This is a genomic window from Arcobacter rhizosphaerae, assembly GCF_049472155.1.
GTDB lineage: Bacteria > Campylobacterota > Campylobacteria > Campylobacterales > Arcobacteraceae > Arcobacter_B.
The window spans coordinates 131,807-147,833 of record NZ_JBMOVW010000003.1 but is presented as its reverse complement, the minus strand read 5'-3'; the positions used below and the strand labels follow the sequence as shown (position 1 = coordinate 147,833).

Below are 16,027 nucleotides of genomic sequence, written 5' to 3'. Positions count from 1 at the left end.
AAATTAAATTTAAATAAAAGGATAAGAGATGAGTAAAAAAATGACATTAGCAGGAATTATGCTAGGGGCAGCGTTAACAACAACAGCAGCATTTGCAGGAAATGGATCTTGTGGAGCTGGTAAATGTGGTGGTGAAACTAAGAAAATGGAGAAAAAAGGTTCATGCGGTGCTGGTAAGTGTGGTGGCGATATGAAAAAAGATAAAAAAGGTTCTTGTGGAGCTGGTAAATGTGGCGGTGACATGAAGAAAAAAGAAATGAAAAAAGGTTCATGCGGTGCTGGTAAATGTGGTGGTGACATGAAAAAAACTGAGAAAAAAGCAACTGGTGCTTGTGGCGCTGGTAAATGTGGATGAAACGGAGAAGATGATTAGATGATAAATTTAAAAGGCTGTGGCTTAGGACTTAGAAGCGATTTTCTGCTTGATTTAGAAGATACAAAATTTAGACCTGATTTTTGGGAGGTTACTCCTGAAAATTGGATGTTTATGCCAAAACTTTTTGAAAAAGCTTTCGAGCAAGCAGTTTTTGAAAGACCAACTATAGCCCATGGTTTATCACTATCAATTGGGTCTGTTGACAAACTTAATAAAAAGTTTGTTAAACAGATCAAAACTTTTTTAGATAGATACAATATCGAATACTATTCTGAACATCTAAGTTTTTCATCATTAGATAATAAACAATCTTATGAACTATTACCTGTTCCTATGACTAAAAAAATGATTGAAGTTATAAGTGATAGAGTTAAAGAGGTTGAGGATATTATTCAAAGAAATTTGATACTTGAAAATGCAACTTATTATTTAGTACCTTACAGTGAAATGGCAGAAGTTGATTTTATAAATGAAGTAATGGAAAAATCAGGTGCAAAAATGCTACTTGATGTAAATAATGTTTTTGTAAACTCTGTAAATCATGGTTTTAAAGCAAGAAGATTTATAGATCAAATAGATAAAAGTAAGGTTGCTTATATGCATACAGCAGGGCATTATTTTGATGAAGAAGCAAATATGAAAATAGATTCTCATGGAATGCCAATAGATAAAGGTGTATGGAAACTTTTAGAGTATACTTTAAAGCAAGTAGATGCTCCTGTGATGATTGAGAGGGATAATAATATTCCTCCTTTAGAGGAGTTAATAACTGAATATAAACAAATGAAAAAAATTTATAAAGAAGTTAGAAATGGCTAAATTAGAAAGAGATGTAGAAAATAGATTTTTTGATATCATTTCAAAACAACAAGAAAATCCAAGCTCAAATGCTTATGGGATTTACCAAAAATTGGTGTTTTATAGATATGAAGAAATTATAAATAATACCTTTCCTTTATTTATAAAATATGTATCTCCAAAAGAATTAGATGAGAGTATATTTTTATTTTTAAAAAATCCTCCCTCAACGCCTTTTGTTTGGCAAATAGCAGATGATTATAGAAAAATGGTGAAAAGAAAGAAGCTATTTCATAATAGAAAATTTTTATATGAGCTTTTATATTTTGATTGGATTGAATTAGAACTTCTAATGAAAGAGTATAAAACAAAAAAAATAAAAGAGTTTTCATGGGAGAATTCTTATACTCTAAAACAAAGTGCAAGAATTAAGAGATTTAAATATGATATTATAAATACAAACTATGAAGAAAAAAGAGAAAATTTTACAGTAATATATTATGACTTTTCAAGTGATGAGGTACTATTTAGAGAAATAAATGAGTTTCTATATGCTCTTATAAAAAATCTAAATAAAAAAGAATCAATTAAAAAAACACTTAAAAAACTTTGTAAACAAAATGATATTAACTTAAATGAAGCTATGGAAGTTTTAGAAGAACCTTTAAAAGAGCTAATTGGATTCAGAGTAATTTAAGTATTTAAATCATAGAACTATAAAGTTCTATGACAATGTTTTTTAAGAAGGTTGTTTGTATAAAAGTATGCAAATATTGCTGCTGAATTTATAACTATAAAGATACCTATCCAAAGTGATGCAAAGCTCATTTCAAAATATTTTACTATTAAGTAAGCAATTATAAATTTAGCAAAAATTTGTCTATATAAAGCTATATATAAAATCATTTTTGGTTTTTTTATTCCTTGAAGTGTAGATACACAAATAAATAAAACCACATAAGCATAGAAAATCCAAACTTCAATAAGTAAGTAATCTAAACCATAGTTTACAACTATCTCATTTGAGTCAAATTGTGAGATAATCAATCTTCCAAATATGCTTAAGAATACTATTCCAAAAGTTGAAATTATAAATCCATATTTTATAGCAACTTTTAAAGTCTCAATTACTCTATCATATTTTTTCGCACCATAATTGTTGGATACAAGAGTTAAAACAGCTGTATTAAGTCCTAGTGCTGGTAAAAGCATAAGTTGCTCTACTCTAAAACCTATACCATATCCTGCTACTGCTTCCATACCATAATGTGACACAAAATATGTAAGTATAAGTGAACCTATGGACATAATAAGCATATTTAAACTAGCAGGCAAACCTTGGTTTATAAAATCTTTATATACTTTTATATTTGGTAAAAAGTAATCAAGTCTATCATATCTTATAATATTTGTTTGATTTACTTTGTAAAGCATATAAAACATATTTATTATTTGGATTAAAACAGTAGCTATTGCTATACCTTGAAGTCCTAATGCTGGAATAAATAAAAATCCATAAATAAATAAAGGGTTTAGAACTAAGTTTGCAAAGAAACCAAAAATCAAAGTATTTCTATATGTTTTTGTATCACCTTTGGCTACAAGTATTGCATTTAAAGCAAAATTTACCATAAAGAAAATACTTCCATATAAAATAGGGTTTATGTATGTCATGGCATCTTGTAAATACTGTTCTTTTGCTCCAAGTAATATAAAAAGGCTTGGAGCAAAAATAATTCCCAAGATAGTTAAAAACACTCCAATTAAAGGAATAAATACTAAACCTTTTTGAGCATATAAAGAAGCTAATTTATATCTTTTTTTACCAAAGTGGTTTCCAATAAGTGCCGTTGTAGCAGATGAAAATCCATATCCAAAGCCAATAATAGTAAAAAATATCATAAACGATAAAGATAATGCAGCAACTGCTTGTGTTGAGATAAGACCAGCATAAAATGTATCAACTACATTATACATGGTATTAAAAAACATCCCTGTACTTGCTGGTATGGCAAGTTGTTTAATTAAAAAGGGAATTTTTTTTGTTGTTAATTCATTTGTTTGTTTCAAAATAGTATATCCTGTAAAATAGAATAAAATGGATTATAGTGTAAAAAGTTTAATTATAAAGAAAAAAAGAAGTAAATAATAAAATTTATAAAATAGAGGAGTTTAGTCCTCTATTCTAATCATCATAGGCTTTTTAGTAACCACACTAGTATCTTCCAATGTTTTAATGGCATCATTGATATTTTTTTCAACAGATGTATGCGTTGAAAGTAATATATGCGCTGTTTCATCGTCAATTGGTTTTTGAATCATTTTTTCAATAGAAATATTTTTATCTCCTAAAATATTTGCTATTTTTCCTAGAACTCCAGCTTTATCTTCAACCGTAAGTCTTAGGTAGTATTTTGTTTGGATATCATCTTTTTTCATTAAAGAAAGTTTTTCACTATTTGGAGTTTCAAATCCAAGCATTGGTGAACCTTTACCTCGTCTAGCAACATCAATGATATTAGCAATTACAGCAGAAGCAGTAGCATCACCACCAGCACCTGGACCATAATACATAGTCTCACCAACTCTATCTCCTATAACAGAAATACCATTCATTACTCCATCAACTTTAGCGATCATTTCATCATTTGGAATAAATACAGGATGAACTCTAAGTTCGATTTGGTTTCCTACTTTTTTAGCAATTGTTAAAAGTTTAATTGAATAGTTAAACTCCCCTGCAAACTCAATATCAGCAGGTTCAATATTTTCAATACCTTCAATTAAGATATCTTCTGGTTTAGCATCTATACCATAAGCAATTGATCCAAGAATTAGTAGTTTATGGGCTGCATCAAATCCTCCAACATCAAATGTTGGGTCAGCTTCTGCATAACCTAATTCTTGTGATTCTTTTAAGATAGTGTCATAATCAACACCTTCATTTATCATCTTAGTTAACATATAATTACAAGTACCATTCATGATACCTCTAATAGTATCAATATTATTAGCTGTTAAACCTTCTCTTAAGGCATTAATAATTGGAATACCTCCTGCAACAGCTGCTTCATATTCAAATGCAGTATCACCAGCTATTTCTTGTAATTCATATCTATGGTATGCTAATAATGCTTTATTAGCAGTAACCACAGCCTTACCTTTTTCAAGTGCTTTTTTTACAATCTCATAAGGTTTTTCAATTCCACCCATTAATTCAACAACAATATCAATTGATTCATCGTTTAATACTTCATCAACATTATCTGTTAATTTTATTGATACATCTCTATCTTTATTTAAGTTTGAAACTACACCTAGTACAGGTTCTATTTGTGTACCAGCTCTTGCAGTAATAATATCTTTATTGTCTCTTAAAATATTTGCAACACTAGCTCCAACAGTTCCTACACCGATAATTCCTACTTTTAACATTTTTATTCCTATTTTTCTAAAGTTTTTAAATAATTTTTTATATTTCTTGCAGCTTGTCTAATTCTTTTTTCATTTTCAATTAAAGCAATTCTTACATATTGGTCACCATATCTTCCAAAACCAATACCTGGACTTACTGCAACTTTTGCTTCTGTTAGAAGTTGTTTTGAGAACTCCATACTTCCTAAGTGCTGAGCACATTTTGGAATTTTTGCCCAAATAAACATTGAAGCATTTGGAGTATTCATTTCCCATCCTGCATCTGCAAAAGCTTCTAACATAACATCTCTTCTTTTATGATACTTTTCAATATGCTCTTCTACACAATCTTGTGGTCCATCAAGTGCTACAGTAGCTGCAACTTGAATTGGAGTAAACATACCATAATCAAGCCACGACTTGATTCTTTTTAATGCTCCTACAAGCTTTTCATTTCCTGTGATAAATCCAACTCTCCATCCTGCCATATTATAAGATTTAGATAAAGTAAATGATTCAACTGCTACATCTAAAGCACCTTTTGCTTGGAAAATTGATGGAGTTTTATAACCATCAAATGTGATATCTGCATAAGCAATATCAGAGATGATATAAAATCTTTCTTTTTTAGCTAAATCAACTAGTCTTTGGTAAAATTCAGGTGTAACTGTTGCACACGTTGGATTATGTGGGAAGTTTACAACCACAAATTTAGCTTTTGGTATTGACTCGTCTAAAGTTTTTTGTAATCTTTCAAAAAATAAATCTTCATCAACTTTATATTCATCATCAAAACTTAATTCAAATTTATGAATACCTGCACCTGCTAACATAAAAGCATAAGAATGAATAGGATATGTAGGGTCTGGTACAACAGCTGTATCTCCAACATTTACAATAGCTTGTACTAAATGCACATAACCTTCTTTAGATCCCATAGTTGCACAAGCATGTTTATCTGGGTCTAAACCTTCTACTCCATATTTTCTTTTATACCAATTACAAATAGCAAGTCTTAATTTATAAATACCTGCACTTGCACTATAACCATGATTTTTTGGTTTTTGTGCTGCTTCTGTTAATTTATCAGTGATATGTTTTGGTGCAGGTCCATCAGGATTTCCCATTGAAAAATCTATAATATCTTCACCATTTCTTCTTGCTTCCATTTTTATATTGTTTACCTCTGCAAACACATAATTAGGAAGTCTTTTCATTCTTTCAAACTCTATTTCAGGAAACACTTTTTTACTCCTTAGTTATACTAATCCCTCTTCTTAAATTTGTAAGGGAATATAAATCATCTATTTTGATATAGGATGTATCTGTTGGTACATCAACTTTAAAACTTCTTTTTTGACTATTTTCTTTAATAATTTCTATAATATTCATATTGTTATCATAAAAAGTAATATTAGGATGCCATCTATTACCTGTATGTGATTCTATATTTAAAGTAGAAGCATTGGCTATACTTATCATATAAGGTTTAATAGGTTTTTTTAAAATAACATCATTATTAATAGTTAAGTCTTCAACTTTTGCTAATTTACTATTTGTAAAATCAATTACATAAGTAAATTTAGAGCTACCCTCTTTAATTATATTTAGTATCTTGCTATTTGTTTTATCAAGAGACTGTGATAATCTAAGAGGGTTGATGGCGACATCAGTTTTTAATTTTATTTTCCATAGTAATTTATTTTTTTCGTATTTAGCTTCTTGTGTAAAATAATAATAGTGTCCCAATGATTTCAAGATATCTTTTACAATAAGTAGAGATTTTTTTTGTTCTCCTATAAGTTTGAACTCTATATCAATATATTTTGTAGAAGGGTATTTTAGTTTTAATAAATTGTTATTACTTAATTTTTGTGTTACTAAAGTATAGTTTAATTTACCATTTTGATAGTAAGCACTTTTTTTTGAAAAAATAAAATTTATTAAGTTTTTGTGAGTATTATAAGTATTTGAACCTAATAAATTTTCAATTTTCATATCTAAATTTGCACTTAATGTAATACTCAATGCAATTATTAAAACTAATTTTTTTATCATTTTTAATCTCTATTTTTTTAAGTTATAAATTAATATTCCTGCTGCAACTGATACATTCAATGAGTCAAAATCGTGTTCCATTCCAATAGATACTTTTAGATCAAGTTTCTTTTGGACTTTAGGAGATATTCCCTCTCCCTCACTTCCTAAAAATAAAGCTACCTTATCTGTTTTTTCGATTTTTCCATATTTTTTTAAATCAGTTCCATCCATTGTTGCACCAATTAGTGCAAAACCACATTGTTGAAGTTCATTTGCTAAATCAACACTTTTTGGATAAAGTGCAAAAGGTACATCTATTAGAGAACCTGCACTTGTTCTAAAGATTCCTGAGTTATTTAGGGTTCTTACGTTTGAGGCTACAATTCCTTCAACTCCAAGTGAATAAGCTGTTCTAACAATAGCTCCAATATTTCCCACATCAGTTAATCCATCTAATACTAAAATAAAGTTCATATTTTTGATATCTTTGATATCAGTATATTCAAACTCTTTTAGTTTTAAGAAGAAGCCTTGATGATTCCCACCTTTTGAAAGGCCTTGAGCTTTTTTATTATCAAGCTTGATAATCTTTTTACCAAGTTTTAAAAACTTAGAGAATAGCTTTTTATCTATCTCTTTAGAAAACATTACTTCTTCAATTAAATGGGGGTGTTTGTCTAGTACATAAAGTACAATTTGTTTACCGTATATTATCATGGCTAGATTTTATCTAAAAAATCTTGATAAACCTCTTTTACATTAGTTCTTGGTAAATTTCTTTAGTTTTTCTTCCTGTCATTTTTGCTAAAAGTTTAGCTTTTATTTTAGGTGCTATATCTAAATCTTCAATATCTTTTAGACTTAGAGCTTCTCCCGTTTTTGCTATAGGTTCTATCACTACTACCCATTCGCCTTTTATTTGAGTTTGTTTTAGCTGTTCAAATAAATTTAAAGCTGTATCTTTATATGAAGTTTGATAAAGTTTTGATATTTCTTTTACTAAAAATATTGTTCTATTTTCATCTTTTTTAGATAGTTCTTCTAATAGTTTTAGAAGTCTATGGGGTGATTCATAAAGTATTGCTAGTTTATCATCGTTTAAAATAGCATCTAGTTTTGAAGTTCTTTCACTTCCTTTATGGGCTAAAAAGCCATGAAATGCGAAAGTAGTATGTGTAAACCCACTCATTGCATAAGCAGTTAAAACTGCATTGGCTCCTGGTAATACATCATATTTTATGTCATTTTGTATACAAAAATCTACAAGTGTTGCTCCTGGGTCAGAAACACAAGGCATTCCAGCATCACTTACATAAACAACATTTTTAGCAAAAGTTTCTTTTGATAAAGTTTTTAATACTTGATTTTCATTATGTGAATGAAAAGATTGATAAAGTTTGTTTGAAAAGTCTAGGCTATTTTTTTCACCTAGTAAATTTAGAAGTTTTTTTGTGACTCTTGTATCTTCACAAAAAATTAGTTCCGCTTCCAATAGAACATTTAAAGCCCTTAAAGAAATATCTTCGAGGTTTCCTATTGGAGTTGGAACTAAAGTAAGCATAAATATTATTTGTTATATTTAGCTTTGAATTTCTCAACTCTACCAGCAGCATCAACAATTTTTTGCTCACCAGTAAAGAATGGGTGACAAGCGTTACAAATATCAATTCTCATAGTTTCAACATTTGATTTAGTTACAAATGAGTTACCACAAGCACAAGATACTGTACACTCTTTATAATCTGGGTGGATATCTTTTTTCACGCCATATTCCTTATATTAATTAATGTAAAATAAAAGATCAAATCTTATGTTGTCCTTTATTAAACTCTTGTAAAGCGGGATTATAGCGAAAAATACTTAATAATATCTGAATTTAAGTTTTCTATTATATTTGAAGTTTTATTTTCAAATTGTCCTTTGTTAAAAGTATTTTGTCTTTTTGCTAGCTTAGCTGTATTTAAAGATATTTTTTCTTCTAATTGTTCTTTATTTATTTTTCCATCAAGATATTCTAATGTTTCAATAATTCCAATTGAACTCATACAGTTTGGTTCTCTTGTATATTTATTTTCTAAGTAAATTACTTCATCAATTAAACCATCTTTTATCATTTGCTTTGTTCTGAGACTTATTCTTCTTCTAAGCTCATCTCTATCCCATAAAATCTCAAATATTTTAAGATTTGGAGCTATTGGTTTTTTGGGATTTTCTTTAAAGTATTGAGTTGGTGTTAATTTTGAGTCTTTATAAATAGCATAAGCTTTTTCTATTCTGTACTTGTCATTTTTCTCAATTTTTTGCATATATTCTTTGTCTAAAGAATAGAGTAAATCATAAGCTTCATCTACAGGTATATCAAGTTTTATTTTTGAATTTACACCAATAGACATACCTTCAATTAATGTTTTTAAATAAAAACTTGTTCCACCTACGATGATTAAATTTTTATTATTTTCTTGGGCATATTTTTTTGTTTTTTTATAAAGTTTTATAAATTCTATTACATCAAATTCTTCATTTGGATAAACTTCATCTATCCCGAAATGGATAATATTATCTCTTTCATTTTTTGTAGGTTTTGCAGAAGCAATATCAATTTCTTTGTAGACACTCAAAGAATCAAGTGATAATATAATAGAATCTGTTTTTTTAGCTATCTCAATTGATAAGCCAGTTTTTCCTGAGGCAGTTGAGCCAATAATTGCTATTTCTTTCATATTTTCATTCTAGCTAAGTTTTTGTGAAAGATTACTTTGAGGCTTCTTTACAAGCTTCTAGTTTTTTATTAAGCCTGTTTATTTCTTTTTCTTTTTCAATTAGTTGTGATAATAAGTCTGAAACATCTTCTTTACTTGAATCTAATACATCTGTTTGTGATTTTGTTACACAAGCCGTAAAATTTATAGAAATTAAAATAATTAAAATAGGTGTTAATAGTTTTTTCATTTTTCTTCTTTTTTCAATAATATAAAATTTTAATACCCTCATTATACTTATATTTTCTGAGTTTATTTTAAATAATATTTTAAACTTACATTTTTAATTAATTTGATAGAATTCTCTCATGGAAAAACTTATAAAAAAAATTAACGACTTCAATGAACTAGTGATGTTTAAACACTCAATTTTTTCACTACCATTTATATTTATAGCGATGGTTGTAGCAGCAAAAGGTTGGTTTGGCTTTAAACTTCTTATTTTAGGTATTTTAGCTGCTTTAACTGCAAGAAACTTTGCTATGGGCTTCAATAGATATATGGATAGAGATATAGACGCTTTAAACCCCAGAACAGAAAATAGACCAAATGTGGATGGAAGAATTTCTGTAAAATCTATGCTTATTTTTAATATAGCAAATGCTTTAGGTTTTATAGCTGTAGCTTATTTTGTAAATGATTTAGCTTTTTATTTATCAATTCCAATATTAATAATAATTGGTTCTTATTCATATTTTAAAAGATTTTCATATTTAGCTCACGTAATTTTAGGAATATCTTTAGCTTTAGCTCCCATAGCAGGAGTAGTTGCTGTAAGTGAAACTATACCTTTATGGACTATACTTTTAAGTATTGGGGTTATGTTTTGGGTAGCAGGGTTTGATTTACTTTATTCATTGCAAGATATGGAAGTAGATAAAAAATTAAAATTACACTCAATTCCTTCAAAGTTTGGTGCACAAAAAACTATGTTTATTTCAAGAGTGTTTCATATCTTAACAGTTATTTTCTGGTTACTATTTGTTATTACATCTCAAAGTGGTTTATTTGCTTATTTAGCAGTACTAATAAGTGCTATAATGCTTACTTATGAACACTATTTAGTGAATAAAGATTTTACTAAAATAGATAGAGCTTTTTTTACTGTAAATGGTTATTTAGGAATAGTATTTTTTATTTTCATCATAGTAGATAATCTTTTATAAGTTATATTATTTGTTATATAATATAAATTTTTGTATTATTTATGTATAATATTAAAAAATATTGTAAGGAATAAATATTTATGAGTGAAAAACTAAGAGAAGTAACATATCTAACTGTAAAAAATTTAAAAAATAATGACATAGTTCTTCCTGGGGATTATTCAAAAACATTTGCTCAATTTGCTAAAGAACTTAAAGTAGATATTGATAATAAAAATACAATATTACAAGAGTTACAATATGATACTAATATAGTAAATAAAATTGTAAAAAGTACAAATGAAAACCTTGATAATATAAAAGAATCTACAAAACAAGCTAAAGTTGCTATTGAAAATAAAGATGGAGAAGCTTTAAATTCAATCACAAATGAATTAAGTCAAATGCAAAAGCAAATACAGTTTTTACAAAAGGAGCTTTTTTCAGATAGTTTAACATCAGCATATAATAGAAAATGGTTTATGGATTATTTTTTAGAAAATGAAAACTTTAAAGAGTCAGGGAAACTTTGCTTTATTGATTTAAATAAATTTAAAATTATAAATGATACTTATGGACATCTTTTAGGAGATCAAGTTTTAAAATATCTAGTAAAATTTCTTTTAAATGAATTAAATCATAAAGGTGTAGATGTTGTTAGGTATGCAGGTGATGAATTTATGGTACTATTTACAGGTGATAGTTTAAACTCTTTAGACATAAATAAAACTATGAAAGAAACTCAAGAAAAATTATCAAAACAAAAACTAAAATCTGCAAAAGTTCAAAGCTTACAATTTTCTTTTTCTTATGGAATAGTTGATTTTAAAAAAGGTGATAATATATCAAATATATTAGAGCAAGCAGATGAACTAATGTATGAAAATAAACAAAAAAATAGGTAGCTTAAATTTTTTAAGTTTACCTATGTTAATATTCCAATCTTAAAACATAAGCGTCTGTGGCTCAACTGGATAGAGCGCCGGGTTTCGGCCCCGGGGGTTGTGGGTTCGAATCCTACCAGGCGTGCCATTTAAAACAAATACATATTTAATCAAAATATTATATCATCCCCACAATTGTAAAGATGGGATATTTGAAACAGCTTTTATAATATCTGTTTTTGATACTATTCCTACTAGTACATCATCTTCATTTACAACAGGTATAGCATCTAATTTAAAATCAATCATTACTTTAGAAACTCTTCTTATATCTGATATTGGATCGGTTGCGATTAGTTCATTATTTTGAATATCTATAATTCTTTTTTGTAAAATTATTCTTGCTTCATCAGGTTCTTGCATTATTTCATTTAAGATGATTTTTTTATTTATTAATCCATATATTTTTTTTTCATCATTTACTACTGGTATTTGACTTACTTTGTTTTCTTTTAATACTTTATAAGCTTCATCTAGTGTGGCTTTATTTTTTATATAAATACAGTTTTCTGTCATAATATCTTTTACGTGATAAACTGGTTCATTTGTATCTATATTTGCCATTTTTTTATAGCTATTTATTGCTTGTAAGTTTGGATTTTCTTGAGAGTTTTTTTTATTTTTTGAATCCATATATTCTTGAAAAAGTGTATCATCATCAGGTTTTAATCTAACTTCTCCTGGTGCATCTGTATTTTTCAATTCATATAAATTGTCTGCTGTACTTCTAAAACCAACACTTCCGCTATTATAGATTGCAAACATAATATGTCCTTTGTTTTTTATATCTTAATATTTATTATTTAATAAAAGGTTAACTTAATAAATTATAAATAAATTTATTTAAAAATTATTGATTTGTTATTTTTAATAATTTTTAGTAAATTAAAATTATTTTTTTTAAAAAATTATACATTTTTAAAAAATATATAGTATAATAAAGTGAAATGCAAGTAATAAGGAACTCTTATGCCATATTTAGTAGCGTCTATTTTAGCTGTTTCATCTGCTATGATTATTATGCTTACTAGATATGAAGCTGATGATAGTACTATCCAAGCTGAACTTAAAAGAGTAGAATCTATGTTTAGTTTGATTGATGGTTTTGTAAATGTTTATATTGAATCTGGTGAGAGTGTGACTACTGCAAATTTTGAAGCGTTAGATGAAGATGATATCTTATATGATAGTATTGAAACTAATCCAAATCCTTCAACAGGGGCTGGTGTAAATACTACAATTACTTTTCAAAATAGTGGCGTTACTTGGAGGATTGTACCTTCATCAGAGGTAAATAATGGAGCTTCATTAACTCCAAGTATTACTTTTGATACTAGCTCTTATATATTATTTATGAACTTTACAAGTGATTCAACTTTGATGTCAAAAAATAGATTTTCTGAAAGTTTTATAGGGAGAGAGTATTGTGAAAACAATCTTTTTGGAACATTTAGAAATGATTTTGTATCGTATAATAGTACAACAAAAGAAATAGCTGACACAGGTAATAATAGTGATGGTATTTTAGCTTGTATTATTTATAAGTAGAGCTTGAGTTTATATTATTTAAGGGCGGTAGGTAGGTAATGAAAATTAAAAATAAAGGATTAAAATGCCACAACTGATAGCAATGGTAATCGTAGTAGTTGGAGCAATGATTTATATGTTCCAAACATTCGGGGGAACTGGTGATAAGATTGAGGGAATTGCCCAAAAGACAAGTATTATTACTGAAATAGCAAATATTAAACAAGGTTTACAATTAGCTGCAAGAGATAGAGTAATAACAAAAACAACTACATTAACTGATTTAGCAAAACTAGGTTATTTTGCTGATCAGATAAATAATGAAATTGGTGATAACACTGGCGCTGGTAATGCATCAGGACAACTTAATACTTATAGTGCTATTTCATTTGGTGGTGAAGCAAGTCCTTCAATGTTAATTAATTTAATAGTAAATCCCACTAAGGCTTCTGCAACTGATAAAATAACAAAAAGACCTGGAATTAGAGTTGTTTTATTAAATGAGTTAGCAGATAATTCAACATTTTTAGAGTCTCAAGTAGCAGAAGATCTAAAAGCAGTAGCATCTATTGATAGAATAACAAAAGATGCTAAGCCAGTAGAATTAGATGAGGATGGTAACGTTCCAACAGCAAACTCTGTAACTTCAGGTGATAATGCAACAGATGGAACTTTTACTATTTATTACAAAGATATTCCTGCTACAGTAAATCAAGAGTAAAAACCAAAGGCTTAGACCTTTGGTTTTAAGCTCTAAAAAACTAAATCAGAGTATTAATAAATACTTTGTTTTAGTTCTTTAACATAAGAAAGGATAAAAGATGATAGGAAATATATGGGTATCCTCAGCTATTGCTATTACTCTTGTGTTTACTGCATCTGTTTCTTATAAAGCTTATGAAGATATTCAAAATGCTAAAAATATTCAACAAAGTTTTGAACTAATTACAGAAATAAAAGAACTTATTTCCAAGCAGTACAATAAAGACCCAAGTCAAATTACTAGGGATGAGATTATAGCTTTCTTACCAAAAGGTAAAAACTGGGAAAAAATTCTTTTAAGCAATAGAAGAAGTGGTAATATTCATAATGATTCTTTATTAAATGAAAATGCAGAATTTATCATAGATGAAAATGAAAAGATAAAACTTCTTGCTTTAAAAGCGAAGCTTAAAGAGTATGGTATGCAAACAAGCACTACTCAAAATGGAACAGAAATAAACTTTCAAATTGGTATGACAAATAAAAACTCTTTACATGAAGATGAAATAGTTCAAAATAGAGTAGAAAAGACTATAGAGTTAATATCTCTTGCTATGCAAAATTCAAATAGTAAATCTTCTATTGTAGAGATGATAGAGAATAATACTCCTTATAGTGTTATTTATCAAGATATGAAAAACTTAGATAGTGAAAGCTTGACTCAATCACAATTGAAAGAAAGAAAAGAGGCTTACTTTAAAAATAGAATAAAACAAAAACTTCTATCTAGTAAAAACTCAAGAGATATGAAAATATATAATGAATTAAAGGATGAATTATGATAAAAATCTATATGTTTATATCTATTTTTATTTGTTCTTCTTTAGTTGCTAATACAAATGAAGTGGATACAAGAACTTTTGATTTTGAGCAAAGACAAGAAGTTTTACAAGAGCTTAAAAATGTTATTCAACAAGAAGAGTCTATTGCTAAAGCTTATGAAGTTTATTTATTGGAAAACTATAAAAGGCCCGCTTCTTTTACTGATTTGAGTTCAGTTTTAGGGATAAGTTTGAACTCAATGATTTTGGAAAACAACTCAGATTATTTTAAAAATATAGTATTAGATGGAGCAAAAAAAAGTATAAATTATAGATTGACAAGTCTTATTGAAAAAGATACTTTTTTAAAAAATATGTATGAGAGTGATACTTTTAGAAAAAAAACTTTTTTATATAATAATAAAATTCAAATAATACTTGAATCAAATCTTGCTAAAAATATTTATAATCTTATAAATACACAAAATAAAAATTTGATTTCATGTGATAATCCTCTTTCTGGTAAATATTGTATAAAAAAAGATTTAACGGGTGTTAATAAAGATCATATTTATATCTATGAAACAAGTTTAAAAAATAGACTTTTGATGTACTATTATCCTAAAAATTATGAAAAAGGGCCTATTGTAATAATAGATGATATTTCTTTTTATGATAATATTGAATTTAAAGAACTTCCTCTTGGAGTGGTATTGTATGATTTTGAAGGGGAAAAATATCTTAAAACTAAAAGTACAATAAGAAAGGTAAAATAATGAAAATAGTATATTTACTTATTATCTTTTGTACTTTTAGTTTTTCAAATGAAAAATATATAGAGCAACGAAATGTTTTATATACTCAAAACTTGGTAAATCTTGAGGAAAAATTAGCAAAAGAGTATGAAAGATATCTTTTGACTAATTTTAAGATTCCAACAATGAGTGATTTAGTCAATGATAAATTTCTAGGGACAAATTTTTCTGATAAAAATCTTATGGGTGAACAAATTGATTTTAAAGATGCAAAAAATTTAAAATTAAAATTTGGGATAAGTAGAAAAGCCGAAGATTATATGGTAGAAATTTATAAAAGAGATTTATATCGTGATAGAACTTCTGTTTATATGGATGGTACAAATACAAGTATTGATTTATCAAAATCTTATGTAGAAATTATTCTAAAAGATGAAAAAGCAAAAACTATTCATAGTATTTTAAAAGATGGTTATATTATAAAGAAAAATTGTCAAGGTACTAATAAAACAAATGTGTTTTGTAGTATAAATGAACACTCAATTAGATGGTATTTCAATGATTCTAGTTGGATAGAATATAATAAAAAACTTTTTACAAAGGGAAATATAACTATAAAAAATGTAGGGAAAACAAACTCAAAACTAAATAACTTAAAGGTTGGTGTATTTGTTTTTGAGGAAAATGGTTCTAAGTATATTAAGTTAGCAAATAATCAAATTATGAAGGTGGAATAAATCAAAGCT

20 protein-coding genes and 1 tRNA gene are annotated in these 16,027 nt (G+C 27.3%); 11 read left to right on the top strand and 10 right to left on the bottom strand.

Annotated elements, in window-relative coordinates; all coding sequences use genetic code 11:
• Positions 1-28 precede the first annotated feature (28 nt).
• From ACH5BH_RS06650 to ACH5BH_RS06640, 3 genes are read left to right on the top strand one after another with little or no spacing between them, the layout of a single operon-like run.
• Positions 29-355, top strand: a complete 327-nt coding sequence (locus tag ACH5BH_RS06650; protein WP_404304942.1) for an HvfA family oxazolone/thioamide-modified RiPP metallophore — start codon at positions 29-31, stop codon at positions 353-355.
• A gap of 18 nt (positions 356-373) precedes the next feature.
• The gene (locus ACH5BH_RS06645) at positions 374-1,195 is read left to right on the top strand and encodes an MbnB/TglH/ChrH family RiPP precursor modification enzyme (RefSeq protein ID WP_404304940.1); all 822 of its coding nucleotides are present in this window, start codon (positions 374-376) and stop codon (positions 1,193-1,195) included.
• Entirely contained in the window at positions 1,188-1,871 is a 684-nt protein-coding gene (locus tag ACH5BH_RS06640) for an HvfC family peptide modification chaperone (RefSeq protein WP_423297836.1), read from the top strand. Before ACH5BH_RS06645 ends, ACH5BH_RS06640 begins: the two co-directional genes overlap by 8 nt.
• Positions 1,872-1,888: 17 nt before the next feature.
• On the opposite strand, the gene ACH5BH_RS06635 is transcribed toward ACH5BH_RS06640, so the two are convergent.
• The 9 genes from ACH5BH_RS06635 to ACH5BH_RS06595 form a co-directional block, all read right to left on the bottom strand.
• Positions 1,889-3,244 carry an MATE family efflux transporter gene (locus ACH5BH_RS06635; RefSeq protein WP_423297835.1) on the bottom strand — a complete coding sequence of 452 codons (1,356 nt, stop codon included), beginning with the start codon at positions 3,242-3,244 and terminating at the stop codon, positions 1,889-1,891.
• A gap of 102 nt (positions 3,245-3,346) precedes the next feature.
• Positions 3,347-4,609 (bottom strand): homoserine dehydrogenase, encoded by a 1,263-nt coding sequence (locus ACH5BH_RS06630; RefSeq protein WP_404304934.1) that lies wholly within the window; start codon positions 4,607-4,609, stop codon positions 3,347-3,349.
• Between the two features lie 8 nt (positions 4,610-4,617).
• On the bottom strand, positions 4,618-5,832 hold the full coding sequence (locus ACH5BH_RS06625) for an LL-diaminopimelate aminotransferase (RefSeq protein WP_423297834.1): 1,215 nt from the start codon (positions 5,830-5,832) through the stop codon (positions 4,618-4,620).
• A gap of 4 nt (positions 5,833-5,836) precedes the next feature.
• On the bottom strand, positions 5,837-6,646 hold the full coding sequence (locus tag ACH5BH_RS06620; RefSeq protein WP_423297833.1) for a hypothetical protein: 810 nt from the start codon (positions 6,644-6,646) through the stop codon (positions 5,837-5,839).
• A 9-nt stretch (positions 6,647-6,655) separates the two neighbouring features.
• The gene (gene rlmB, locus ACH5BH_RS06615; protein WP_404304928.1) at positions 6,656-7,345 is read right to left on the bottom strand and encodes a 23S rRNA (guanosine(2251)-2'-O)-methyltransferase RlmB; all 690 of its coding nucleotides are present in this window, start codon (positions 7,343-7,345) and stop codon (positions 6,656-6,658) included.
• 37 nt (positions 7,346-7,382) lie between these two features.
• Positions 7,383-8,189, bottom strand: coding sequence for a 16S rRNA (cytidine(1402)-2'-O)-methyltransferase (gene rsmI, locus ACH5BH_RS06610; RefSeq protein ID WP_423297832.1), 807 nt, complete (start codon positions 8,187-8,189; stop codon positions 7,383-7,385).
• Positions 8,190-8,194: 5 nt separating this feature from the next.
• Entirely contained in the window at positions 8,195-8,392 is a 198-nt protein-coding gene (gene rpmE, locus ACH5BH_RS06605; protein ID WP_423297831.1) for a 50S ribosomal protein L31, read from the bottom strand.
• A gap of 80 nt (positions 8,393-8,472) precedes the next feature.
• The gene (gene miaA / locus ACH5BH_RS06600) at positions 8,473-9,348 is read right to left on the bottom strand and encodes a tRNA (adenosine(37)-N6)-dimethylallyltransferase MiaA (RefSeq protein ID WP_423297830.1); all 876 of its coding nucleotides are present in this window, start codon (positions 9,346-9,348) and stop codon (positions 8,473-8,475) included.
• Between the two features lie 31 nt (positions 9,349-9,379).
• Positions 9,380-9,577, bottom strand: coding sequence for a hypothetical protein (locus ACH5BH_RS06595; protein WP_423297829.1), 198 nt, complete (start codon positions 9,575-9,577; stop codon positions 9,380-9,382).
• 118 nt (positions 9,578-9,695) lie between these two features.
• Between ACH5BH_RS06595 and mqnP the strand changes: the two genes are divergently transcribed.
• From mqnP to ACH5BH_RS06580, 3 genes are all read left to right on the top strand, one after another.
• Entirely contained in the window at positions 9,696-10,553 is an 858-nt protein-coding gene (mqnP, locus tag ACH5BH_RS06590; RefSeq protein WP_404304918.1) for a menaquinone biosynthesis prenyltransferase MqnP, read from the top strand.
• Positions 10,554-10,633: 80 nt separating this feature from the next.
• The gene (locus tag ACH5BH_RS06585) at positions 10,634-11,437 is read left to right on the top strand and encodes a GGDEF domain-containing protein (protein WP_423297828.1); all 804 of its coding nucleotides are present in this window, start codon (positions 10,634-10,636) and stop codon (positions 11,435-11,437) included.
• A gap of 50 nt (positions 11,438-11,487) precedes the next feature.
• A tRNA-Arg gene (locus ACH5BH_RS06580) sits at positions 11,488-11,564 on the top strand.
• A gap of 35 nt (positions 11,565-11,599) precedes the next feature.
• On the opposite strand, the gene ACH5BH_RS06575 is transcribed toward ACH5BH_RS06580, so the two are convergent.
• Positions 11,600-12,241 carry a CBS domain-containing protein gene (locus ACH5BH_RS06575; protein WP_423297827.1) on the bottom strand — a complete coding sequence of 214 codons (642 nt, stop codon included), beginning with the start codon at positions 12,239-12,241 and terminating at the stop codon, positions 11,600-11,602.
• A 204-nt stretch (positions 12,242-12,445) separates the two neighbouring features.
• On the opposite strand from ACH5BH_RS06575, the gene ACH5BH_RS06570 reads away from it, so the two are divergent.
• The 5 genes from ACH5BH_RS06570 to ACH5BH_RS06550 all read left to right on the top strand — a co-directional run bounded on the left by ACH5BH_RS06570 (position 12,446) and on the right by ACH5BH_RS06550 (position 16,018).
• Complete coding sequence (locus ACH5BH_RS06570) at positions 12,446-13,024, top strand: hypothetical protein (protein ID WP_404304912.1); 579 nt, start codon at positions 12,446-12,448, stop codon at positions 13,022-13,024.
• 64 nt (positions 13,025-13,088) lie between these two features.
• Positions 13,089-13,724, top strand: a complete 636-nt coding sequence (locus ACH5BH_RS06565; RefSeq protein WP_423297826.1) for a hypothetical protein — start codon at positions 13,089-13,091, stop codon at positions 13,722-13,724.
• Between the two features lie 100 nt (positions 13,725-13,824).
• Positions 13,825-14,547 carry a hypothetical protein gene (locus ACH5BH_RS06560; RefSeq protein WP_423297825.1) on the top strand — a complete coding sequence of 241 codons (723 nt, stop codon included), beginning with the start codon at positions 13,825-13,827 and terminating at the stop codon, positions 14,545-14,547.
• A complete protein-coding gene (locus ACH5BH_RS06555) occupies positions 14,544-15,302 on the top strand; it encodes a hypothetical protein (protein WP_423297824.1) in 759 nt (252 codons plus the stop codon). The genes ACH5BH_RS06560 and ACH5BH_RS06555 overlap by 4 nt, the downstream gene beginning before the upstream one ends.
• Positions 15,302-16,018 (top strand): hypothetical protein, encoded by a 717-nt coding sequence (locus ACH5BH_RS06550; RefSeq protein ID WP_423297823.1) that lies wholly within the window; start codon positions 15,302-15,304, stop codon positions 16,016-16,018. The genes ACH5BH_RS06555 and ACH5BH_RS06550 overlap by 1 nt, the downstream gene beginning before the upstream one ends.
• Positions 16,019-16,027 lie beyond the last annotated feature (9 nt).